Source organism: Serratia sp. BNK-23 (genome assembly GCF_047456145.1).
GTDB lineage: Bacteria > Pseudomonadota > Gammaproteobacteria > Enterobacterales > Enterobacteriaceae > Serratia > Serratia nematodiphila.
In genome coordinates this window covers 424,741-447,454 of sequence record NZ_CP179900.1, presented here as the reverse complement: position 1 = coordinate 447,454, position 22,714 = coordinate 424,741, and the positions used below count along the sequence as shown (strand labels likewise).

The 22,714-nt window shown below is 58.7% G+C and carries 28 protein-coding genes; 16 read left to right on the top strand and 12 right to left on the bottom strand.

Annotation, left to right across the window (positions count from 1 at the left end):
* Positions 1-3: 3 nt before the first annotated feature.
* The 4 genes from sspA to zapE all read right to left on the bottom strand — a co-directional run bounded on the left by sspA (position 4) and on the right by zapE (position 3,199).
* Positions 4-645: a stringent starvation protein SspA gene (sspA, locus tag ACMGF9_RS02110; RefSeq protein ID WP_004937082.1), complete on the bottom strand. Its 642-nt coding sequence runs from the start codon at positions 643-645 to the stop codon at positions 4-6.
* 325 nt (positions 646-970) lie between these two features.
* The gene (rpsI, locus tag ACMGF9_RS02105) at positions 971-1,363 is read right to left on the bottom strand and encodes a 30S ribosomal protein S9 (protein ID WP_004937080.1); all 393 of its coding nucleotides are present in this window, start codon (positions 1,361-1,363) and stop codon (positions 971-973) included.
* Between the two features lie 15 nt (positions 1,364-1,378).
* Positions 1,379-1,807: a 50S ribosomal protein L13 gene (gene rplM, locus ACMGF9_RS02100; RefSeq protein WP_004937079.1), complete on the bottom strand. Its 429-nt coding sequence runs from the start codon at positions 1,805-1,807 to the stop codon at positions 1,379-1,381.
* A gap of 264 nt (positions 1,808-2,071) precedes the next feature.
* The gene (gene zapE, locus ACMGF9_RS02095; protein ID WP_004937077.1) at positions 2,072-3,199 is read right to left on the bottom strand and encodes a cell division protein ZapE; all 1,128 of its coding nucleotides are present in this window, start codon (positions 3,197-3,199) and stop codon (positions 2,072-2,074) included.
* A 231-nt stretch (positions 3,200-3,430) separates the two neighbouring features.
* Between zapE and zapG the strand changes: the two genes are divergently transcribed.
* From zapG to degS, 3 genes are all read left to right on the top strand, one after another.
* Positions 3,431-3,832 (top strand): Z-ring associated protein ZapG, encoded by a 402-nt coding sequence (gene zapG / locus ACMGF9_RS02090; protein ID WP_004937074.1) that lies wholly within the window; start codon positions 3,431-3,433, stop codon positions 3,830-3,832.
* Between the two features lie 180 nt (positions 3,833-4,012).
* Complete coding sequence (gene degQ, locus ACMGF9_RS02085; protein WP_004937072.1) at positions 4,013-5,383, top strand: serine endoprotease DegQ; 1,371 nt, start codon at positions 4,013-4,015, stop codon at positions 5,381-5,383.
* 88 nt (positions 5,384-5,471) lie between these two features.
* Entirely contained in the window at positions 5,472-6,530 is a 1,059-nt protein-coding gene (gene degS / locus ACMGF9_RS02080) for an outer membrane-stress sensor serine endopeptidase DegS (protein WP_004937070.1), read from the top strand.
* 71 nt (positions 6,531-6,601) lie between these two features.
* Here degS and murA read toward each other — a convergent pair whose 3' ends face one another.
* From murA to mlaF, 7 genes are all read right to left on the bottom strand, one after another.
* A complete protein-coding gene (gene murA, locus ACMGF9_RS02075) occupies positions 6,602-7,861 on the bottom strand; it encodes a UDP-N-acetylglucosamine 1-carboxyvinyltransferase (protein WP_004937068.1) in 1,260 nt (419 codons plus the stop codon).
* Between the two features lie 55 nt (positions 7,862-7,916).
* Positions 7,917-8,171, bottom strand: a complete 255-nt coding sequence (ibaG, locus tag ACMGF9_RS02070) for a BolA family iron metabolism protein IbaG (protein ID WP_004937066.1) — start codon at positions 8,169-8,171, stop codon at positions 7,917-7,919.
* A 140-nt stretch (positions 8,172-8,311) separates the two neighbouring features.
* Entirely contained in the window at positions 8,312-8,614 is a 303-nt protein-coding gene (mlaB, locus tag ACMGF9_RS02065) for a lipid asymmetry maintenance protein MlaB (protein ID WP_118891649.1), read from the bottom strand.
* Positions 8,614-9,243 carry a phospholipid-binding protein MlaC gene (gene mlaC / locus ACMGF9_RS02060; RefSeq protein ID WP_004937063.1) on the bottom strand — a complete coding sequence of 210 codons (630 nt, stop codon included), beginning with the start codon at positions 9,241-9,243 and terminating at the stop codon, positions 8,614-8,616. The genes mlaB and mlaC overlap by 1 nt, the downstream gene beginning before the upstream one ends.
* Positions 9,244-9,257: 14 nt before the next feature.
* Entirely contained in the window at positions 9,258-9,806 is a 549-nt protein-coding gene (mlaD, locus tag ACMGF9_RS02055; protein ID WP_004937061.1) for an outer membrane lipid asymmetry maintenance protein MlaD, read from the bottom strand.
* Positions 9,807-9,810: 4 nt separating this feature from the next.
* Positions 9,811-10,593 (bottom strand): lipid asymmetry maintenance ABC transporter permease subunit MlaE, encoded by a 783-nt coding sequence (gene mlaE, locus ACMGF9_RS02050; protein ID WP_004937059.1) that lies wholly within the window; start codon positions 10,591-10,593, stop codon positions 9,811-9,813.
* Positions 10,594-10,597: 4 nt separating this feature from the next.
* On the bottom strand, positions 10,598-11,413 hold the full coding sequence (gene mlaF, locus ACMGF9_RS02045; protein WP_015379174.1) for a phospholipid ABC transporter ATP-binding protein MlaF: 816 nt from the start codon (positions 11,411-11,413) through the stop codon (positions 10,598-10,600).
* Positions 11,414-11,716: 303 nt separating this feature from the next.
* Between mlaF and ACMGF9_RS02040 the strand changes: the two genes are divergently transcribed.
* The 13 genes from ACMGF9_RS02040 to ACMGF9_RS01980 all read left to right on the top strand — a co-directional run bounded on the left by ACMGF9_RS02040 (position 11,717) and on the right by ACMGF9_RS01980 (position 20,774).
* Positions 11,717-12,694 carry a calcium/sodium antiporter gene (locus ACMGF9_RS02040; RefSeq protein WP_004937053.1) on the top strand — a complete coding sequence of 326 codons (978 nt, stop codon included), beginning with the start codon at positions 11,717-11,719 and terminating at the stop codon, positions 12,692-12,694.
* Between the two features lie 16 nt (positions 12,695-12,710).
* Complete coding sequence (gene kdsD, locus ACMGF9_RS02035) at positions 12,711-13,697, top strand: arabinose-5-phosphate isomerase KdsD (RefSeq protein ID WP_004937051.1); 987 nt, start codon at positions 12,711-12,713, stop codon at positions 13,695-13,697.
* Positions 13,698-13,714: 17 nt separating this feature from the next.
* Positions 13,715-14,269, top strand: coding sequence for a 3-deoxy-manno-octulosonate-8-phosphatase KdsC (gene kdsC, locus ACMGF9_RS02030; RefSeq protein WP_021505108.1), 555 nt, complete (start codon positions 13,715-13,717; stop codon positions 14,267-14,269).
* Positions 14,266-14,844: an LPS export ABC transporter periplasmic protein LptC gene (gene lptC / locus ACMGF9_RS02025; protein ID WP_004937047.1), complete on the top strand. Its 579-nt coding sequence runs from the start codon at positions 14,266-14,268 to the stop codon at positions 14,842-14,844. Before kdsC ends, lptC begins: the two co-directional genes overlap by 4 nt.
* A complete protein-coding gene (gene lptA / locus ACMGF9_RS02020; RefSeq protein WP_004937045.1) occupies positions 14,813-15,352 on the top strand; it encodes a lipopolysaccharide ABC transporter substrate-binding protein LptA in 540 nt (179 codons plus the stop codon). Before lptC ends, lptA begins: the two co-directional genes overlap by 32 nt.
* Before the next feature lie 6 nt (positions 15,353-15,358).
* Entirely contained in the window at positions 15,359-16,084 is a 726-nt protein-coding gene (gene lptB, locus ACMGF9_RS02015) for an LPS export ABC transporter ATP-binding protein (protein ID WP_004937040.1), read from the top strand.
* A gap of 52 nt (positions 16,085-16,136) precedes the next feature.
* Positions 16,137-17,570, top strand: coding sequence for an RNA polymerase factor sigma-54 (gene rpoN, locus ACMGF9_RS02010; protein WP_021505109.1), 1,434 nt, complete (start codon positions 16,137-16,139; stop codon positions 17,568-17,570).
* 23 nt (positions 17,571-17,593) lie between these two features.
* Entirely contained in the window at positions 17,594-17,881 is a 288-nt protein-coding gene (gene hpf / locus ACMGF9_RS02005) for a ribosome hibernation promoting factor (RefSeq protein ID WP_004937038.1), read from the top strand.
* 155 nt (positions 17,882-18,036) lie between these two features.
* Entirely contained in the window at positions 18,037-18,498 is a 462-nt protein-coding gene (ptsN, locus tag ACMGF9_RS02000) for a PTS IIA-like nitrogen regulatory protein PtsN (protein WP_016930212.1), read from the top strand.
* Between the two features lie 127 nt (positions 18,499-18,625).
* On the top strand, positions 18,626-19,480 hold the full coding sequence (gene rapZ, locus ACMGF9_RS01995) for an RNase adapter RapZ (RefSeq protein ID WP_015379177.1): 855 nt from the start codon (positions 18,626-18,628) through the stop codon (positions 19,478-19,480).
* A complete protein-coding gene (gene npr, locus ACMGF9_RS01990) occupies positions 19,477-19,749 on the top strand; it encodes a PTS phosphocarrier protein NPr (protein WP_004937034.1) in 273 nt (90 codons plus the stop codon). Before rapZ ends, npr begins: the two co-directional genes overlap by 4 nt.
* 294 nt (positions 19,750-20,043) lie before the next feature.
* Positions 20,044-20,355, top strand: a complete 312-nt coding sequence (locus ACMGF9_RS01985) for a type II toxin-antitoxin system HigB family toxin (protein WP_118891648.1) — start codon at positions 20,044-20,046, stop codon at positions 20,353-20,355.
* On the top strand, positions 20,352-20,774 hold the full coding sequence (locus ACMGF9_RS01980; protein WP_015379178.1) for a helix-turn-helix domain-containing protein: 423 nt from the start codon (positions 20,352-20,354) through the stop codon (positions 20,772-20,774). Before ACMGF9_RS01985 ends, ACMGF9_RS01980 begins: the two co-directional genes overlap by 4 nt.
* Before the next feature lie 3 nt (positions 20,775-20,777).
* Here ACMGF9_RS01980 and ACMGF9_RS01975 read toward each other — a convergent pair whose 3' ends face one another.
* Complete coding sequence (locus tag ACMGF9_RS01975) at positions 20,778-22,694, bottom strand: BglG family transcription antiterminator (protein ID WP_015379179.1); 1,917 nt, start codon at positions 22,692-22,694, stop codon at positions 20,778-20,780.
* Positions 22,695-22,714: the final 20 nt, after the last annotated feature.

The following is a 22,714-nucleotide window of genomic DNA, read 5'->3' as shown; positions in this document are numbered from 1 at the left end:
CGCTTAGCCCCGGGTCTGCAGGCGCATTTCACGCTCGGCTTCGGTCAGGGAAGCCAGGAAGGCGTCGCGTTCGAAGACGCGGGTCATGTAGCCTTTCAGCTCTTTGGAACCGGCACCGCTCAATTCGATGCCCAACTGCGGCAGACGCCACAACAACGGCGCCAGGTAGCAATCCACCAGGCTGAACTCTTCGCTCATGAAATACGGCGCCTGACCGAAGATAGGCGCGATCGCCAGCAACTCTTCGCGCAGTTGGCGACGGGCGGATTCCGCTTCCTGGCCGCTGCTCTTCTCGATCTTGTCCATCAGCGAGTACCAGTTCTTCTCGATGCGCAGCATCATCAGACGGCTCTCACCACGGGCAACCGGGTAAACCGGCATCAGCGGCGGGTGCGGGAAACGCTCATCCAGATATTCCATGATGATGCGGGATTCATACAGGGTCAGTTCGCGATCGACCAGCGTAGGCACCGTCTGGTAAGGGTTGAGGTCAATCAGATCTTGCGGCAGGTTATCCATTTCGACCTGCTCGATCTCGACGCTGACACCTTTCTCCGCCAGTACGATACGTACTTGATGGCTAAAAATGTCGGTCGGGCCAGAGAACAGCGTCATTACCGAACGTTTGTTGGCAGCGACAGCCATGAAAACCTCCAAGTTATCTAGAAAATACTGCGAATAGCCAACTGACAGGCTGCTATCCTGAATAATCTTGCCGCAGGCCGGCAGCACGCAGCGCGACCCGAGCCCATAAAAAACCGGCCCAGGAGGTCAACTGCACGGCGAACAGGCGCAAAAGTGGATGATAGTTTACCAGATTCTGCTTGTTTTGTGGGGGCGGTGCGGCGAATTCATGTTGAATTGTCTGATATGCCACAGATTTTAGTCGGGGACGGCGGATTTCAGGCGTAAAAAAACCCGGTGAAGCACCGGGTTTTTTGCGTAAATCGCACTGCCGAAGCAGCGAAAATTAACGCTTGGAGAACTGCGGACGACGACGTGCTTTACGCAGACCGACTTTCTTACGTTCAACCTGACGAGCGTCACGGGTGACGAAGCCAGCTTTACGCAGTTCAGAACGCAGAGTCTCATCGTATTCCATCAGTGCACGGGTGATACCGTGACGGATAGCGCCAGCTTGACCGGAGATACCACCACCTTTAACGGTGATGTACAGGTCCAGTTTGCCAACCATGTCGACCAGTTCCAGCGGCTGACGAACTACCATGCGGGCAGTTTCGCGACCGAAGTACTGTTCCAGGCTGCGCTGGTTGATAACGATGTTACCGTTGCCCGGCTTGATGAAGACGCGAGCGGCGGAGCTTTTGCGGCGACCAGTGCCGTAGTATTGATTTTCAGCCATTGCCATTAATCCCGATTAAATGTCCAGAACTTGCGGTTGCTGTGCCGCGTGATTGTGCTCGGTGCCCGCGTAAACTTTCAGTTTACGGAACATAGCACGACCCAGCGGGCCCTTTGGCAGCATGCCTTTAACCGCGATTTCAATCACGCGCTCAGGACGGCGGGCAATCATCTCTTCAAAGGTCGCTTGCTTGATACCACCGATGTGGCCGGTGTGGTGGTAGTACACTTTGTCTGTACGCTTGTTGCCGGTTACAGCAACTTTGTCAGCGTTCAGAACGATGATGTAATCACCGGTATCCACGTGCGGGGTGTATTCCGCTTTATGCTTGCCGCGCAGGCGACGAGCCAGTTCAGTAGCGAGACGGCCTAAAGTTTTACCATCTGCATCAACAACGTACCAGTCGCGTTTTACGGTTTCTGGTTTAGCTGTAAAAGTTTTCATTAGAAAGCTTACCCAATAATTAGTTACACGTTGGTGAACACCCAAACGCTCGAAAACAGTTGAGGCTCACACGACCATACAAGTCCAGCAAACCTACCCCTTCGAATAGCCATTGCCGGCACTATAAAGTTTTTGGGAAAAAAAACTTTGTTGTAACGTGGGGTCGCAAGATTATAGAGAAGTCGCTCACAAAGATCGAACGGTTTTTGAATGGAAAATAAATTTATCGCCGGCGGCGGACAACCGGCGATAGGCCCGGCGGGCTCAGGGCAGATGCGGCAGCTTGAGGTACTCTTCGCTCTGCATTTCCTGCAGGCGCGACAGGCAGCGCTGGAATTCAAATTTCAGCTGCACCCCCTGATAGATCTCGAACATCGACGCTTCGGCGCCGATCACCAGCTTGATGTGACGCTCGTAAAATTCATCCACCAGCGCCAGGAAACGGCGCGCGGTATTCTCTTTCAGCGGCCCCATCACCTGCACATTATACAGGATCACGCTGTGATACAGCCGCGACAGCGCGATGTAGTCCAGCTGGCTGCGCGCCTCTTCGCACAGCGTGTGGAAATCCACCGCCAGCACGCCGTCCACCGAACGGATCGCCTGCAGCGGCCGATGGTTGATCTGCAGCACCGGCGCGTCCTCCCCCGCCTTGCCCGCCAGCTTGACGAACATCCGATCCAGCGCCTCACGCGTCTGGTCGCTCAGCGGTGTCAGGTAGAGGTGCGCCTGGGTCAGGGTGCGCAGACGATAGTCGATGCCGGCGTCGACGTTCATCACGTCGCAGTACTCGTTGATCAGATCGATGGCCGGCAGGAAACGTGCCCGCTGCAGACCGTTGCGGTACAGATCGTCCGGCGGGATGTTCGAGGTGGCCACCAGCGTGATGCCGCGCGCGAACAACGCCTGCAGCAGCGTGGCCAGCAGCATGGCGTCGGTGATGTCGGAGACGAAGAATTCGTCGAAGCACAATACGTCGGTCTCGGCCTTAAAGCCGTCGGCGACGATTTCCAGCGGGTTTTCCCGCCCCTGCAACTCGGTCAGCTCTTCATGCACCCGCAGCATGAAGCGGTGGAAGTGCAGACGCATTTTGCGATCGCCCGGCAAACTGTGGAAGAACATATCCATCAACCAGGTTTTGCCGCGCCCGACGCCGCCCCACATATACAACCCCTGCACCGGGCGCTGCGGCGCCGTGTCGCCGCCCTTGCCCAGCAAGCGGCTGAGCTTGCCGCGCAGCCCGCCGGCAGGCGCGTTCGCCGCCGGCTTTTGCCGCAGAGCCTGATAAATGCGATCCAGTTGAGTGACGGCCCGGCGTTGAACCTCATCGGCCTGATATTCCCCCGCATCCAGCGCCTGCTGGTAGCGAGATAACGGTGATAGTGCCTGCATCTGTTCGATGTTCCCTAAGAACGCTTAGAAATTATTTAGCCAACGTTGGCGGCAAGTTGATGCCGATTCGCACCGTTATCGCCACAAATGCCCGCTGCGGGCGCCGCTGAAAACCCTGTAAAAATTAGGTGGAAGCGCATCAGGATTCCACTCGGACAAGGTTAACGGTTATAGTGGATATTATTAAGTGAAAAATCCCTGCGGAACAACGAAGTCAAAATAGGAGTCATCATGACCTGGGAGTATGCGCTGATTGGTTTGGTCGTCGGTATCGTGATTGGTGCGGTGGCGATGCGTTTTGGCAACCGTAAATTGCGTCAACAACAAGTCTTGCAGAATGAGCTGGACAAGAGCAAAACCGAGCTGGAAGAGTACCGTCAGGAGCTGGTCGGCCACTTCGCCCGCAGCGCCGAGCTGCTGGATAACATGGCGCGCGATTATCGCCAGCTGTATCAGCACATGGCGAAAAGCTCCAACAACCTGCTGCCGGATCTGCCGATGCAGGAGAACCCGTTCCGCTATCGCCTGACCGAAGCGGAAGCGGACAACGATCAGGCGCCGGTGGAAATGCCGCGCGACTATTCGGAAGGGGCCTCCGGCCTGCTGCGCGGTCAAAGCGCACGCCGCGACTGATATTCCTTCTTCGCCCGCGGGGCCTCCCGCGGGTTTAATCCCGTTTGTGCCATATTGACCTTCCTTCGCATTACCTTTACTGAACTTTGCACGCAAATTCACGGTCTTACCCTTCACTATGACAAGGCGATTGCCTTATCATCAAATTTTCATCGGCAGGTATTGAGAGAGTTATCATCAATGAAGAAAAAGTCGTTAATTCTTAGTGCATTGGCAATGAGCCTCGGTCTGGCGCTCAGCGCCGCACCGGCGGCCAACGCGGCCCTGCCCGTCGCCGTGCAGGGGCAGCCGCTGCCGAGCCTGGCGCCGATGCTGGAAAAAGTCTTGCCCGCCGTCGTGAGCGTGCATGTCGCCGGCACCCAGGTGCAGCGTCAACAGTTGCCGGAAGAGTTCAGACGCTTCTTCGGCCCCAACTTCCCCGGCCAACAGCAGAGCTCCCGCCCGTTTGAAGGGCTGGGTTCCGGCGTGATCATCGACGCCGCCAAGGGCTACGTGCTGACCAACAACCACGTCATCAACAACGCCGATAAAATCCGCGTGCAGTTGAACGACGGTCGCGAGCTGGACGCCAAGCTGGTCGGGCGCGATGAACAGTCCGACATCGCCCTGCTGCAGCTCAGCGATACCAAAAACCTGACCGCCATCAAGATGGCCGATTCCGACCAGCTGCGCGTCGGCGACTTCGCCGTGGCGGTCGGCAACCCGTTCGGCCTGGGCCAAACCGCCACCTCCGGCATCATCTCGGCGCTGGGCCGCACCGGCCTGAATCTGGAAGGGCTGGAAAACTTCATTCAGACCGACGCCTCCATCAACCGCGGCAACTCCGGTGGCGCGCTGGTTAACCTGAACGGCGAACTGATCGGCATCAATACCGCCATTCTGGCGCCGAGCGGCGGCAACGTCGGCATCGGCTTCGCCATTCCGAGCAATATGGCGCAGAACCTGAGCCAGCAGCTGATCGAATTCGGCGAAGTGAAACGCGGCCTGCTTGGCATCAAGGGCAGTGAAATGACCCCGGACATGGCCAAAGCCTTCAACACCGACGCGCAGCGCGGCGCCTTCGTCAGCGAAGTGTTGCCGAAATCCGCCGCCGCCAAGGCCGGCATCAAAGCCGGGGATATTCTGGTTTCCGTCGACGGCAAACCGGTGAACAGCTTTGCCGAACTGCGCGCCAAGGTCGGCACCACCGCACCGGGCAAAACGCTCAAGGTAGGCCTGCTGCGCGACGGTAAACCGCAGGAAGTCTCGGTCACGCTGGACAACAGCGAGAGCGCCTCGACCAACGCCGAAACGCTGTCGCCGGCGCTGCAGGGAGTATCCCTCAGCAACGGCGCGCTGCCGAGCGGCGACAAGGGCGTGAAGGTGGAGAACGTGGATAAAGGCTCGACGGCGGCGCAAATCGGCCTGCAAAAAGGCGACGTGATCATCGGCGTCAACCGCCAGCGCGTGGACAGTATCACCGCGCTGCGCAAGGTGCTGGAAGCCAAGCCACCGGTGATGGCGCTCAATATCGTGCGCGGTAACGAAACCATTTATCTGCTGCTGCGTTAATTTGTGCAAAAACCGGGCTCGGTGACATACTGCGCCCGGTTAACTCATGCTATCCTCCGAACATCGTTCACCACACCACGAAAACTCCATGTTTGCTAAGCTCTTGCGTTCTGTCGTTATCGGTCTCATCGTTGCCGGCCTGCTGTTGGCCGCCCTGCCCATGCTGCGCTCTTCCAACGGCCTGTTTGCAGAGAAAACCGAGAATACCAGCGACGAAACGCCGGTGAGCTACAACAAGGCGGTGCGCCGCGCCGCCCCTGCCGTGGTGAACATCTACAACCGTAACCTGAACGGCGCCGCCAACGTGCTGTCGCTCGGTTCCGGCGTGATCATGAACGAACGCGGCTATATCATCACCAACCGCCACGTGATCAAAGACGCTCAGCAGATCACCGTGGTGTTGCAGGATGGCCGCCGCTATGAAGCGCTGCTGGTCGGCTCCGACGGCCTGACCGACCTGGCGGTGCTGAAGATCGATCCCGGCAACCTGCCGGTGATCCCGACCAATAAAAATCGCGTTGCCCACGTCGGCGACGTGGTGCTGGCGATCGGCAACCCCTATAACCTGGGGCAAACCGTGACTCAGGGTATCCTCAGCGCTACCGGACGCATCAGTATGAGCACCACTGGCCGGCAGACGTTCCTGCAGACCGACGCCTCAATCAACCGCGGCAACTCCGGCGGAGCGCTGGTCAACTCGCTGGGTGAGCTGATCGGTATCAACACCCTGACCTATGACAAAATCACCGACGGCGAAACGCCGGAAGGACTGGGCTTTGCGATCCCGATCGAACTGGCTACCAAGATCATGGACAAGCTGATCCGCGACGGACGCGTTATCCGCGGCTATTTCGGCATTCAGGGCAAGGAGATCATTCCGCTGCGCCCCTCCAATTCCGGCATCGATCGCCTGCAGGGCATCATAGTGACCGAAATTACGCCGAACGGCCCGGCGAGCAACGCCGGTTTCCAGATCAACGACATCATCATCAACGTGGATAACAAACCGGCGGTATCCGTGCTGGAAACCATGGACCAGGTGGCGGAGATCAGGCCGGGCACCGAGATACCGGTTATCGTGCTGCGCGACGGCAAACGCATTACGTTGAAAATGACGGTGGGTGAATTCCCGGAAGACAGCAATTAAAAAAGGGCCGGCATTGATAGCCGGCCCTTTGCTATTCATCCTACCGACGCAGCCGCGCCGGCGCTAATGACTTACTCGCCTTTCACTCGCTCGATGTTCGCACCCAGCGCGCGCAGCTTGTCTTCAATACGCTCATAGCCGCGATCGATGTGATAGATGCGATCGACAACGGTCACACCGTCGGCGATGCAGCCGGCGATCACCAGGCTGGCGGAAGCGCGCAGATCGGTCGCCATCACCTGAGCGCCGGACAGCTGTTCAACGCCATGGCAGATCACGGTGTTGCTCTCGATCTCCGCGTGTGCGCCCATGCGGATCAGTTCCGGCACGTGCATGAAGCGGTTTTCGAAGATGGTCTCGGTGATGACGCCAGTGCCTTCCGCCACCAGGTTCAGCAGGCTGAACTGAGCCTGCATGTCGGTCGGGAAGCCCGGGTGCGGCGCGGTGCGCACGGTGACCGCTTTCGGGCGCTTGCCGTGCATGTCCAGGCTGATCCAGTCTTCGCCCACTTCGATATCGGCACCGGCTTCGCGCAGCTTGGCCAGCACCGCATCCAGCGTGTCCGGACGGGTGTTGCGGCACATCACTTTGCCGCCGGAAACCGCGGCGGCGATCAGGAAGGTGCCGGTCTCGATGCGGTCAGGCAGCACGCGGTACACGCCGCCGCCCAGACGCTCGACGCCCTCGATGGTGATCTTGTCGCTGCCTGCGCCGCTGATCTTCGCGCCCAGCGTGTTGAGGAAGTTGGCGGTATCGACAATTTCCGGCTCACGCGCGGCGTTTTCGATAACGGTGGTGCCGGTCGCCAGGGTCGCGGCGCTCATGATGGTCACGGTCGCGCCCACGCTCACCTTGTCCATGACGATGTGCGCGCCCTTCAGGCGGCCCTCGACGGACGCCTTGACGTAGCCTTCTTCCAGCTTGATCTCAGCGCCCAACTGCTCCAGGCCGGTGATGTGCAGATCGACCGGACGCGCGCCAATCGCGCAGCCGCCCGGCAGGGAAACCTGACCGCGGCCGAAACGCGCCACCAGCGGCCCCAGCGCCCAAATGGAAGCGCGCATGGTTTTCACCAGATCGTAAGGGGCGCAAAACTCGTTCACGCCGCTGGCGTCCACGAAGACCGAACCGTTGCGCTCAATCTTGGTACCCAACTGGTTGAGTAGTTTAATGGTGGTGTCGATGTCCTTCAGCTTAGGGACATTCTGCAGCTCGACCGGCTCTTCCGCCAACAGGGCGGCGAACAGGATCGGCAGGGCGGCGTTTTTGGCCCCGGAAATAGACACTTCACCGCTCAGGCGGGTCCGACCCTGCACACGAAATTTATCCATCTGACTACTCTCTGTTATCTAATCTGAAGCTGCCCGCCCGGCAGGGCAAACAGCCTTAAAATCCGTTGAGTTTGCGGTCTCGCTGCCACTCTTCAGGGGTGTACGCCTTAATAGACAAGGCATGAATGCGGTTGTCCGCAATGTATTCCATCAGCGGTGCGTAAACCGTCTGCTGTTTTTTGACGCGGCTCATGCCGGCGAACAGTTCACCGACCACGATCGCCTGAAAATGGCTACCGTCGCCCGTCACATGTACTTCATCCAGTGCCAATGCCTGCATCAGCACGTCTTTAATCTCGTTGGTTTCCATAGTATCCAGTTCTGCCGCTAAAGGATCATAAACAGCCTAGTATCTTAGTGGAATACGATGTTTTCTTAAACTAAAGAAAAAGCCCCTGCATAACAGGGGCTTTGTATCGTTTTACCACGCAAGAGCGGCCTAAAACGCCGCTAACCGGCGGTATCGACAGGCATTATCGCCTGCAGGTTGTAGAGCGCGATCAGCGTTTTCAGGCGCTCGGTAGCGCCGAAAATTTTCAGCGCTACGCCGCGTTGGCGCTGCTCTTCCTGCAGATGCAGCAACAGCGCCAGCCCGGCGGAGTCCACGCGCTGCAGTTGCGCCACGTCGATCGCGGTTTTATCCGCCATCAGCACGGCGCGCTGCCGCCACAGCGGCTGCAGCGTTTCCCGGTCCAGTTCACCGCGCAGGATCAGCGTCTGCCGCTCTGATTCGAAGCTGAGCGCTGCCGACATCAGTTTTTCTTGTCCAGCGTGATAGGCTGCGCGGCGGCGGCCTGCAGCTGCTTGGTCAGGCCGTCGATGCCCTGAGTACGCAGCGTAGACGCCCACTCATTTTGCTTGGTGGTGATCATGCTGACGCCTTCGGCGATCATGTCATACGCCTGCCAGTAGCCGGTTTTGCTGTTCTTGCGCCATTGGAAATCCAGACGCACCGGCGGGCGGCCGCCGTTGTCGATGATGGTGACGCGAATAGCCACGATGTCGGCATTGCCCAGCGGCTGTTCAGGCGCGATCTGGTAAGTCTGGCCGTGATACATCGCCAGCGCCTGGCCGTAAGCCTGCTCCAGGTAAGCCTGGAAGGCGGTGAAGTAAGCTTCGCGCTGCGCAGGCGTTGCCTCTTTGTAGTAACGCCCCAGCACCAGCGCGCCGGCGTATTTCACCTGCACGAACGGCATCAGTTCCTGATGCACGATGGCACGCAGGTAGTTCGGGTCCTGCTTGATCTTCGGCTGTTCGTTCTTCAAACGGCTGAAAGTCTTCTGCGCCGCTTCTTGCATCATGCTGTAGGGATTGGTTTGGTCGGCTGCGCTCGCCAGCGGTGCAACCACCAGCAGAGCCACCATCAGTAAACGTTTAAACATGCAGGTATCCTCTCTTAATGATTTGGAACAGCGGGTTGCGGTGCGGCGCCGGCAGCCGGCTCAGCGGCCGCGTCTCCCGATTTGGCGCTGTCCTGACCGCCGCTTTTATACAGGAACTGGCCGATCAGGTCTTCCAGAACCATGGCTGATTTGGTGTCCTGAATGGTGCCGCCATCTTTCAGGATGGTGGTGCCCATATCAGGATCTTCAAAGCCCACGTTAAGCGCCAGATATTGCTCGCCCAGCAGGCCGGAGGTGCGGATCGCCAGCGAACTGGTATCCGGGATTTGGTCGTACTTTTTCTGGATATCCAGCGCCACGCGCGGCGTGTAGGTTTTCGAATCGAGTTCGATGTCCGCCACGCGGCCGATCACCACGCCGCCAATTTTCACCGGCGAACGCGGTTTCAGGCCGCCGATGTTGTCGAACGTCGCGTAAATGCGGTAGGTCGGCTCGCTGCCGATCGATTTAAGGTTCGCCACCTGCAGGCAGATAAACACGATGGCGCACAGCGCGATCAGCATAAATGCCCCAACCCAGATTTCACTCTTCTTCGTTTGCATCGAATCAATTCCCAAACATCAGTGCGGTCAGCACGAAATCCAATCCCAACACCGCCAGTGACGAATGCACCACGGTACGCGTCGTCGCCCGGCTAATCCCTTCAGAGGTAGGCACGGCGTCGTACCCATTGAAAATGGCAATCCAGGTTACGGTAATGGCGAATACCACGCTTTTGATCAGGCAGTTGAGCAGATCTTTTTTCCACTCCACGGCGCCCTGCATCGCCGACCAGAAGAAGCCGCTGTCGATGCCCTTCCAATCCACGCCGACCACCGAACCGCCCCAAATGCCGATCGCCACGAAGATGATGGTCAGCAGCGGCATGCTGATAAGCCCGGCCCAGAAGCGCGGCGCCACGATGCGCCGCAGCGGATCAACCGCCATCATTTCCAGGCTGGAGATCTGCTCCGTCGCCTTCATCAGGCCGATTTCCGCCGTGAGCGCGGAACCGGCGCGGCCGGCAAACAGCAGCGCCGTGACCACCGGCCCCAGCTCGCGCAGCAGCGACAGCGCCACCATCATGCCAAGGCTGGCCTCGGCGCTGTAGGTGGTGAGCACGATATAGCCCTGCAGGCCCAGCACCATGCCGATAAACAGCCCGGAGACCATGATGATCAGCAGCGACTGCACGCCGACGCTGTAGAGCTGTTTCAACAATAGCGGCCACTGCTTGCCGGGTTCCGGCCGGCCAATCAACGCGTTGAACAGCATCAACCCGGCGCGGCCAAAGCTGGCGCTGGTGTTGATGCCACTGCGCCCCAACGACGCTAACGCTCTTAATAACATGAGCTTATTTACTCCCTAAGCCTAGCAGTTCGGTCTGATAATCCCCGGCCGGATAGCGGAACGGCACCGGCCCATCCGCTATACCATCCAGGAACTGGCGCACGCGCGCATCAGGATTGTTCTGCAATTGCTGTGTGGTGCCTTCGGCGATCACCCGGTTGTCGGCCACGATGTAGGCGTAGTCGGCGATGCTCAGCACCTCCGGCACGTCGTGCGACACCACGATGCAGGTAATGCCCAGCGCATGGTTCAGCTCGTCGATCAGCTTGACCAGCACCCCCATGGTGATCGGATCCTGGCCAACGAAGGGTTCGTCGAACATGATCATTTCCGGGTCCAGCGCGATCGCGCGCGCCAACGCCGCCCGGCGCGCCATGCCACCGGAAAGCTCATTGGGCATCAGTTGGGCCGCGCCGCGCAGCCCCACCGCTTCCAGCTTCATCAGCACCGTGCTGTGCAACAAAGGCTCCGGCAGGTTGCTGTGCTCGCGCAGCGGGTAGGCCACGTTTTCGAATACGGTCAAATCGGTAAACAGCGCGCCCGACTGGAACAGCATGCTCATCTTTTTGCGCGCGTCGTATAACTGACGGCGGGACAACGCGGGAATGTTGTCGCCGTCGAACCAAATCTCCCCGCTGTCCGGCGCCAGCTGGCCGCCGATCAGGCGCAGCAGCGTGGTTTTGCCGATGCCTGATGGCCCCATGATCGCCGTGACCTTACCGCGGGGCACCGTCAGGTTGATGTCTTCAAATATCCGTCGGTCGCCGCGCGAGAAGCTCATGTCGCGCACTTCGACCAAATTATCTGCCTTTTGGAGCATGTTAATGGATCCTTTACGACTCATCTTTTGCTGAATCTACCCGTGATGTTAAAGCAATGGGCGCAATCCGTCTCATCTTTACAAAAACTTACTGCCATTTCGCAACCAATGGTGCCATTGGTTTTACTTTTCCGCGCCACCCGGTCAAAATTGGCGCCATAACGAAAAAAAACGAAACTGTTCAACTATTAGCCGGGGAAAACCGTTGCTGCGGCTCAAACGCGCGCAACGGAGGGCAAGCAATACCGCCGCATTGACGGCTTTAACCAACGAACCGGGATAATACCCGACAAAGGACCCTGCATGTTTCTCGCGATAGCATTATTAATCGTTGGTTTATTTCTACTGGTGTACGGTGCAGACCGCTTAGTTTATGGTGCTGCCGTGATTTCCCGCTCGCTCGGCGTACCGCCGCTGATCATCGGCATGACCATCGTCGGCATCGGCACCTCGCTGCCGGAGCTGATCGTGTCTACCACCGCCGCGCTGAACGGGCAGATAGATATGGCCGTTGGCAACGTATTAGGTTCCAACATCACCAACATTTTATTGATTCTGGGCGTGGCGGCGCTGATTCACCCGCTGGCCGCGCGCTCTGAAATACTGCGGCGCGAACTGCCGCTGATGTTAGCGGTCACAGTATTATGCGGTTTCGTGTTGATGGACGGCACCCTGAGCAGGCTGGACGGCGTGCTGCTGCTGGCCGCCGCCGCCGGCTTCATCCTGCTGATGCTGAAAATCGCCCGGCTGGCGCAGCGCGAGGGCAGCGACAGCCTGACCATGGAGCAGATCGCCGAGCTGCCGCAGGACAGCAGCAATACCGTGGCGGTGCTGTGGCTGGTGCTGGCGTTTATCATTCTGCCGCTCTCTTCCAGAATGGTGGTCGATAACGCGACGGTGATCGCGCACTATTTCGGTCTGAGCGAACTGGTGGTCGGTTTGACCATTATCGCCATCGGCACCAGCCTGCCCGAACTGGCCACCTCCATCGCCGGGGCGCTCAAGGGCGAGGATGATATGGCGATTGGCAATATCATCGGCTCCAATATTTTCAACACGGTGATCGTGCTGGGCGTACCCGCCCTGCTGTCGCCGGGCAGCGTTGACACCGCCGCCTTCCAGCGCGATTACTGGGTGATGCTGGCGGCCAGCGTGCTGCTGAGCGTGCTGTGCATCGGCCGCAAACATCGCATCGGCCACCTGGCGGGCGCGCTGTTATTATGCGGCTTTATTGCGTATCTTGCGGTGCTGTTCTTTAACCCTTTCAGTACTTTCGGCTAAACCGACGGGAATGAGTATGTCGAACATTGAGTTGCAACCGGGCTTCGATTTTCAACAGGCCGGCAAAGAAGTGCTTCAGATAGAGCGTGAAGGGCTGGCTCAGCTCGACAGCTACATCAACGCAGACTTCACCCGCGCCTGCGAAACCATCGCCGCCTGCGGCGGCAAAGTGGTGGTGATGGGCATGGGCAAATCCGGCCACATCGGCTGCAAGATCGCCGCGACCTTCGCCAGCACCGGCACGCCCTCATTCTTCGTTCATCCGGCGGAGGCCAGCCATGGCGATTTGGGCATGGTCACCCCGCAGGACATCGTGCTCGCCATCTCCAACTCCGGCGAGTCCAGCGAGATCCTGGCGCTGATCCCGGTGTTGAAACGCCAACAGATCACCCTCATCTGTATGACTAACAATCCGGAAAGCTCGATGGGTAAAGCGGCGGATATCCACCTGTGCATCAAGGTGCCGCAGGAAGCCTGCCCGCTGGGGCTGGCGCCGACCACCAGCACCACCGCCACGCTGGTGATGGGCGATGCGCTGGCCGTCGCGCTGCTGAAAGCGCGCGGTTTCACGCCGGAAGATTTCGCGCTGTCGCATCCGGGCGGCGCACTCGGCCGCAAACTGCTGCTGCGGGTTAGCGATATCATGCACAGCGGCGATGAAATTCCCCACGTCAGCGCCGACGCCTCGTTGCGCGACGCGTTGCTGGAAATCACCCGCAAAAATCTGGGCCTGACGGTGATCTGCGACGATCTGATGAAAATCGCCGGCATCTTTACCGATGGCGACCTGCGCCGGGTGTTCGACATGGGCATCAACCTGCACGAGGCGAAGATTGCCGATGTCATGACGCCGGGCGGCGTGCGGGTGCGCCCCAACATCCTGGCGGTCGATGCATTGAACCTGATGCAACAACGCCACATCACCGCGCTGCTGGTTGCCGATGGCGACCAGTTGCTGGGTGTGGTACATATGCATGACATGCTGCGCGCCGGCGTCGTTTAATTAAGGAATAGAACGGAATGGGTATGGTAGAAACCTGCTACGGGCCGGTAGAACAAGAGGTTATGGCGCGTGCCGGGAACATCCGCCTGTTGATTTGCGACGTTGACGGCGTGCTGTCGGACGGCCTGATCTTCATGGGCAACAACGGTGAAGAACTGAAGGCGTTCAACGTGCGCGACGGCTACGGCATCCGCTGCTTGAAAACCTCAGACATCGAGGTGGCGATCATCACCGGGCGCTCCGCCAAGCTGCTGGAGGACCGCGCGCAGACGCTCGGCATCACCCATCTGTATCAGGGGCAGTCCGATAAGCTTTTGGCCTTCCGCGAACTGTTGGATAAACTGTCGTTAACGGCGGATCAGGTCGCCTATATCGGCGATGACCTGATCGACTGGCCGGTGATGGCGCAGGTCGGCCTGGCGGTCGCGGTGGCGGACGCCCATCCGCTGCTGACGCCGCGCGCCCACTACGTCACCCGCATTGCCGGCGGCCGCGGCGCGGTACGCGAACTGTGCGACATCATTCTTTTGGCTCAAAATAAGCTGGAGGACGCCAAAGGGCTGTCGATATGAGTAAAACCAAACTGTGGATCACCATCCTGTTGACGGTGATCGTTCTGGCGCTGATCGGCTGGAACATGACGGACTTCAGCGACGACACGGCCCCTGGCCCGGTCAACGATCAGGATCCGACCTACCAGAGCCAGCACACGGTCACCGTGGTGTACAACCCGGCCGGTAAACTGAATTACAAACTGGTGGCGGAAGACGCGAAGTATTACACCGCCGGCGAGCTGAGCTGGTTCACCCAGCCGGTGATGACGCTGTTCGATGAGAATGCGGTGGCCACCTGGTCAGTTCGCGCCGATCGCGCCAAACTGACTAAAGACCGAATGCTGTATCTGTATGGTCACGTCGAGGTGAACAGCCTGACCACCACCTCGCAGCTGGAAAAAATTAAGACGGACAACGCTCAGGTAAACCTGGTCACCCAGGACGTCACCTCCGATGACGAAGTCACGCTTTACGGGACCAATTTTACCTCTAACGGCATGAAAATGCGTGGGAACCTGCGGACCAAAACCGCTGAGCTGATTGATAAGGTTAAGACCAACTATGAAATTCAGAACCAAAAACCAACTCCGTAACCTGTTGCTCGGCAGCTTAGTTTTGGCCGCCAGCGCCCCCGCTCTGGCGCTGAAATCCGACTCCAGCCAGCCGGTCAGCATCGACTCGCTCAAGCAGTCGTTGGACATGCAAAGCAACGTCAGCACCTTCACCGACAACGTGGTGATCAAACAGGGCACCATCGATATTCGCGCAGACAAGGTGGTAGTCACCCGCCCGGGCGGAGATCAGAATAAGACCTATATTGAAGCGTTCGGCAACCCGGTAACCTTCTACCAGATGCAGGACAGCGGCAAGCCGGTCAAAGGCCACGCGCAGAAAGTGCGTTACGACGTGGCGACCCAGCTGGTGACCCTGACGGGCAACGCCTATCTGGAGCAGCTCGACAGCAACGTGAAAGGCGATCGCATCACCTATCTGGTGCAACAGCAGCAAATGCAGGCGTTTAGCGATAAAGGCAAACGCGTGACAACGGTTCTGGTACCGTCGCAGTTGCAAGACAAAAACGAGCAAAAAAAGAGTAACTAATCACTTATGGCAACACTCATCGCAGAAAACCTGGCGAAAGCCTACAAGGGCCGTAAAGTTGTCGAAGACGTCAGCCTGAAAGTGAAATCCGGCGAGATCGTCGGCCTGCTCGGCCCGAACGGTGCAGGTAAAACCACCACCTTCTACATGGTGGTCGGCATCGTGCCGCGCGACGCCGGGCGCATCGTGATCGACGAAGAAGACATCAGCCTGCTGCCGCTGCACGCCCGCGCGCGCCGCGGTATTGGTTACCTGCCGCAGGAAGCGTCGATCTTCCGCCGCCTGAGCGTGTACGACAACCTGATGGCGGTGCTGGAGATCCGTCCCGACCTCACCAGCGAACAGCGCGAAGACCGTGCCAAGGAGCTGATGGAAGAGTTCCATATCTCCCATCTGCGCGACAGCCTTGGCCAGGCGTTGTCCGGCGGTGAACGCCGCCGCGTCGAAATCGCCCGCGCGCTGGCGGCCAACCCGAAATTCATTCTGCTGGACGAACCCTTCGCCGGGGTGGATCCGATTTCCGTTATCGACATCAAAAAAATCATCGAGCACCTGCGTGACAGCGGCCTGGGCGTGCTGATCACCGACCACAACGTGCGCGAGACGCTGGACGTATGTGAACGCGCCTACATCGTCAGCCAGGGCAAACTGATTGCCCACGGCACGCCGGATGCTATTCTGGCCGACGAGCAGGTTAAACGCGTTTATCTGGGCGAAGAGTTCCGCCTCTAAGCGCCGGCGCGCCCTGCGGGGCGACACCGTTAACGGAAGTAGACAGAAAACTATGAAGCAAGGTTTGCAACTCAGGCTCAGTCAACAGCTGGCCATGACTCCTCAGCTCCAGCAGGCGATCCGCCTGCTGCAGTTGTCCACGCTTGAGCTTCAGCAAGAGATCCAGCTGGCGCTGGAGAGCAATCCGCTGCTTGAACAGACCGATCTGCACGACGAAATCGACGCCAAAGAAACCCAGGAGACCGAGGGGCTCGATACCCGCGAGGCGCTGGAACAGAAAGACATGCCGGAAGAGCTGCCGCTGGACGCCACCTGGGATGAGATCTACACCGCCGGCACGCCGTCCGGCACCGGCACCGACTACAGCGACGACGAGCTGCCGGTCTATCAGGGCGAGACCACCCAAACGCTGCAGGATTACCTGATGTGGCAGGTGGATCTGACGCCGTTTTCCGATACCGACGCCGCCATCGCCACCTCCATCGTCGACGCGGTGGACGACACCGGCTATCTCACCGTGCCGCTGGAAGACATTCTGGAAAGCCTGGGCGACGAAAACGTGACCCTCGAGGAAGTCGAGGCGGTGTTGAAGCGCGTGCAACGTTTCGATCCGATCGGCGTCGCCGCGCGCGATCTGCGCGATTGCCTGCTGGTGCAGCTCTCCCAATACGCCAAAGACACCCCTTACCTGGCCGAAGCGCGGCTGATCATCAGCGACCATCTGGATCTGCTGGCCAACCACGACTTTCGCAGCCTGATGCGATCAACCCGGCTAAAAGAAGATACACTGAAAGAAGCGATGCTGCTGATTCAGTCGCTCGATCCGCGCCCGGGGCAGTCGATCAATACCGGCGAATCGGAATACGTGATTCCGGACGTGCTGGTGCGCAAGACGCAGAACAAATGGACGGTCGAGCTCAACGGCGACAGCGTGCCGCGTTTGAAGATCAATCAGCAATACGCCGCGCTGGGCAACAGCGCCCGCAGCGAAGCCGACGGCCAGTTCATCCGCAGCAACCTGCAGGAAGCCAAGTGGCTGATTAAAAGCCTGGAGAGCCGCAATGAGACGCTGCTGAAGGTCACCCGCTGCATCGTCGATCAACAGCAGGCGTTCTTCGAGCAAGGCGAAGAGTTTATGAAACCCATGGTGCTGGCGGATATCGCCCAGGCCGTGGAGATGCATGAATCGACGATCTCGCGCGTCACCACGCAGAAGTTTCTGCACAGCCCGCGCGGCATTTTCGAATTGAAATATTTCTTCTCCAGCCACGTGAATACCGACAGCGGCGGCGAAGCCTCCTCGACGGCGATCCGCGCGTTGGTGAAGAAATTGATTGCGGCGGAAAACCCCGCCAAACCACTCAGCGACAGCAAGCTGGCCACCCTGCTCGCCGATCAGGGGATCATCGTGGCGCGGCGCACCGTCGCCAAGTACCGAGAGTCTTTGTCCATCCCGCCGTCGAACCAGCGTAAACAGTTGGTTTGACCTCTATTGAGAAGGAAGACACTATGCAGCTCAACATTACCGGACACCACATCGAAATCACCGATCCGTTGCGCGAGTTCGTGAACAACAAGTTCGCCAAACTCGAACAGTATTTTGATCGCATCAATCAGGTGTATGTTGTATTAAGTGTGGAAAAAGTGCAGCAAATTGCGGAAGCAACGGTGCACGTGAATGGAGGCGAGTTGCACGCCACCTCGGAAGACGAGAATATGTATGCCGCAATTGATACGCTGATCGACAAATTGGCACGTCAATTGAACAAACATAAAGACAAATTGAAGCAACACTGACACCCTAACCCATTCCATGAGGCGGCATCCGTCGCCGCCTCACCCTTCGGCGCGTGACCCGCATGGGTGACGCGCCGAACGGTAATCAGGGTTAAAACCGACGAAAAACCGCCTTGCCGGGTTCGCCCGGCGGCGCGGTTTTAAGTGAAGATGAGATGAACAACGAATATATGCAATTAAGCTCGGTGTTAAACATCGAGTGCACCAAAAGCTCGGTACACTGCACCAGCAAGAAGCGGGCTTTGGAAATTATCAGCGAACTGGCCGCCAAACAGCTCAATCTGCCTTCGCAGGTGGTGTTTGACGCGGTTCTCACCCGGGAGCGCATGGGCAGCACCGGTATCGGCAACGGTATCGCCATTCCCCACGGCAAACTGGAAGAGGACACACTGCGGGCCGTTGGCGTGTTTATCCGTCTCGACCAACCCATCGCTTTCGACGCTATCGACAACCAGCCGGTCGACCTGCTGTTCGCGCTGCTGGTGCCTGCCGATCAGTGCAAAACCCATTTGCATACGCTGTCGCTGGTCGCCAAACGCCTGGCCGACAAAACCGTATGCCGCCGCCTGCGCGCCGCGCAGAGCGACGAAGAACTTTACCAAATCATCACCGAGTGATGCCCGGCCGGCGTGACTTCCAGCCCGGATAACGATACTGTTTTATGATGATGGATCCGGCCACGGCCGGAATAACAAAGTTTAACGGTGGCGATGAACGCCGCCGCGATGCCAGGGGAGTTGCCACATGGTGCTGATGATTGTCAGCGGCCGTTCCGGTTCCGGAAAATCCGTCGCCTTGCGGGCGCTGGAAGACATGGGTTTTTACTGCGTTGACAACCTGCCGGTAGTGCTGCTGCCGCAGCTCGCCAATACGCTGGCGGAACGCAATATCTCCGCAGCAGTCAGCATCGACGTGCGCAACATGCCTGAATCACCGGAAGTGTTCGAATACGCGATGACTCAGCTGCCGGACAGCTTCTCGCCGCAGTTGCTGTTCCTCGACGCCGATCGCAACACGCTGATCCGCCGTTACAGCGACACCCGCCGCCTGCACCCGCTCTCCAGCAAAAACCTGTCGCTGGAAAGCGCCATCGACGAAGAGAGCGATCTGCTCGAACCGCTGCGCTCGCGGGCGGACCTGATTATCGACACCTCGGAAATGTCGGTGCACGAACTGGCCGAAATGCTGCGCACCCGCCTGCTGGGCAAGCGCGAGCGCGAACTGACCATGGTGTTCGAATCCTTCGGCTTCAAACACGGTATCCCGATCGACGCCGACTACGTGTTCGACGTGCGCTTCCTGCCGAACCCGCACTGGGATCCGAAGCTGCGGCCGATGACCGGCCTGGACAAACCGGTGGCGTCGTTCCTCGATCGCCATACCGAAGTGCACAACTTCATCTACCAGACCCGCAGCTATCTGGAACAGTGGCTGCCGATGCTGGAAACCAACAACCGCAGCTACCTGACGGTCGCCATCGGCTGTACCGGCGGCAAGCACCGTTCGGTGTACGTGGCGGAACAGCTGGCCGATTACTTCCGCTCGCGCGGCAAGAACGTGCAGTCGCGCCACCGCACGCTGGAAAAGCGCAAACAATGACGGTCAAACAGACGGTTGAAATCAAAAACAAGCTGGGCATGCACGCGCGCCCGGCGATGAAACTGTTCGAACTGGTGCAAAGCTTCGACGCCGAAGTGATGCTGCGCAACGAAAGCGGCACCGAAGCCGAAGCCAGCAGCGTCATCGCGCTGCTGATGCTGGACTCCGCCCAGGGCCGGCATATCGAAGTCGAAGCGACCGGCCCCGACGAAGTCAACGCGCTGGCGGCGGTGGTCGAGCTGTTCAACTCCGGGTTTGATGAAGATTAGTCGCTGAGACTCTCCCCATGCGTCGCCTCGGCGCATGTGTTGCCTCCGCCCCTCCCATAACGTAGCCCTCCCGTTTCTCACTTTGCGAATCCGCTTCCAGAATCAGCCGTAACCGCCTGTAAATTCACGTCATGGATTTACCCCCACCACGATAATCGCAATAGTGTGTAACGCAAAAACAGACAACAGGCGGGTGTTTCCCCACGCTTTGCTTACGGGACAACGAAAAGTTTACAATTTGTGAACTTCACCGGCAGTCGCTATAATGTTCACCGGGTAGGAATCGAAGGAACGATGCATATCATTTCCAGGGAACCGTTCAATAACGCAACGAAGCAATATCCCAATGAAGCCACTGCTCTCGAGGCCATTTATAAAACATTGCGACGGGGCGAGTTCCGCACGCCGGACGAGTTAAAAGCGCTTTTTCCTTCGCTCGATCGTATGAAATACAAAGAGAAATGGTGGGTCATTGACGTCGGCGGCAACCACCTGCGGATCTTGTTCTTTGCCAGCTTCGAGACACAGAAAGTCTTCATAAAGCATATCGTTAGCCACGCCGAATACGACAAGCTGATGCAGCACTATCGAAGGAGTTCATCATGATTACAGATGCTATTAAGGCGGCCGATGCGCTACTGCGCGCCGTGCCCTTGTTGCAGGGCAGCCGCGCTCAGCAAGACTACCGGGAAGCGCTTGAATTGGTGGAATACCTGCTGGAAAACGACGAACACCATCCGCTGATTGACATGCTGGCAAAAAAGATCGCCGAATATGAAGACAACAGCGCCGAATTTACCGCATTCAACCAGCGTATCGCCCAGTTACCACAGGGGGTAGCCGCGCTTCGCGTCCTTATGGAACAGCACCAACTCAGCCAAAGTGATTTTGAACATGAGATCGGTAAAAAGTCGTTGGTTAACCAAATCCTGAACGGTAAAAGATCGCTGACCATTCCGCACATTATGGCGCTGGCCAAGCGTTTCAATCTGCCCCCGGCCCTGTTCCTGCCGGAAGCGGATTAGCCCTCAACTCCGGCTCAGGCAGTCCAGCGCCACCGCTTTGAAGCTGTCGAAACTGTCGCTGCCCAGCAGGCGGCTCATTGAACGTTCACGCACGAAGGTGACGAACAGCTCGTAGATCGCCATCGCCTCTTCATAATCGCTCTTGCTGATCGCCAGCAGGAAAATCACGTGCGCAACCTCACCTTCCCCCCAGGCGACGCCCTGCGGCGCCAGCAGCGTCACCACCACGGTCTTCTTCGCCAGCAGCCCCAGCGAATGCGGCAGCGCGATACCTTCGCCCAGCAGCGTGGAGACGATCGCCTCGCGTTCGACCACCGACGGATAAAAGTCCGCGCCGACGTACCCTTCTCGCTCCAGCTGGCCGCACACCCGGCTGAACAGCTCCGCCTGCGTCAGCGGCTCGTTGAGCACCATAAAATGTTCGGCGTCGAAGAACTTCTCCAGCATGTACGGCCGGGTGCGATCCACCAGCACCAGCTTGCCCAGTTGCTCCAGCTGATAATCGGTCGGAAACGGCGACATCACCACCACCGGCTTGTTCTTCTCGCCGATGCGGGCGTTGGAAATCACGAAGTCTTCGTCGATGTGCGCGAGCATCTCGTAATCGCGCAGCGAGACGATGCGCGTCATCACCAGCTGCGGGTACTTGCGCGCAATCTGCGCCTGGATCATGCGCACCGTCGAGTTGCCGGTGTCGCACACCAGCATCACCTGCGGGTGGCGTTCATAACCGATGTTGTAATGCCGCTCCAGCCCCACGCCGATGTGCAACACCAGATAGCCGATCTCGTTCTCGCTCAGGGTATAGGGGGTGTACTTGCCCCAGCTGGAGACCGCCGCCAGCGTCACGTCGTAAGCCATCGGATAGTGCTGCTTGATGTTGGCCAGCAGCGGATTGGGGATATTGATCTGGTATTTCACCCGCGTAATCATGGTCTTGATATGGGTGAGCAGATCGGCCCGCAGCTGCTCGTCGCCCTGCAGGTTGTAGTTATAGTGTGCGTTGATGTAGGACAGGATGTAGTCCACCAGCGCCTCTTCATCGTCGGCGTTGATCTCGGTCGGCTGCACGTCCTGCACGCGCCGCGCGGCGATGTTGACCCGCAGATAGGCCTCTTCGGCCATCGAGATCTCTTTGCCGGAGGCCGCGCGCAGCTCCGCCGCCAGACGGGTCGACACCTGACGCACCGCCTCGTCGCCGTCCTCCACCTCGAAGTCCGGCAGCGGATAACCGTCGTTGATGCGCCGCAGCGCCACCGCGCAGTAGAAGATCAGGTACTGCTCGCCCTCGTCGGTCAGGCGAATGGCGTATTGCGACAACAGCGGGTGCAACAATCCGGCGAACGCCGCCACCTGCGGCTGCAACAGGATCTCGTTGTTGAGCAACGGGTTCTCGGCGTCGGCCAACTGCAGCTGGAACAGCAGATCGGTCAGGCAGGCGCGGATCGCCATCTCCGCGCCGAACAGCTTCATGCCGTAGCGCGGCTTGGTTTCGATCGTCAATTGATAGTGCGCCAGACGCTCTCTCACCTCAGCCATGTCGTTTTGCAGCGTGCCGCGGCTGACGAACCACTCGTCGGCCAGATCTTCCAGTTTGAGGGAGAAGGCTGAGGTCAAAAAACGCACCAGCAGATAATGCACCCGCTCCTGCGCGCTGCGCGGGGTGGCCTGTTTGCGGCGCTCCTGATGCTGCAGGGCGCTGAATAGCGCGGCGTTATCGACCTGCAAACGATAGCCGGCCCCGCGGCTATGCACGAAGCGCGCACCGTATTTGTCCAGGATCTCGTTCAGCGCGGTGATATCCGCCCGCACCGTGCGGGTGGACACGGCGAAACGCTTCGCCAGCTCATCCTGCGGCAAAGTCTCGGTTTGCAAAGCATCGAACAAGTAAGCCAAACGCGGGTAAGGAAATCGCACCATTCTGTGTCCGTCAATCAGGC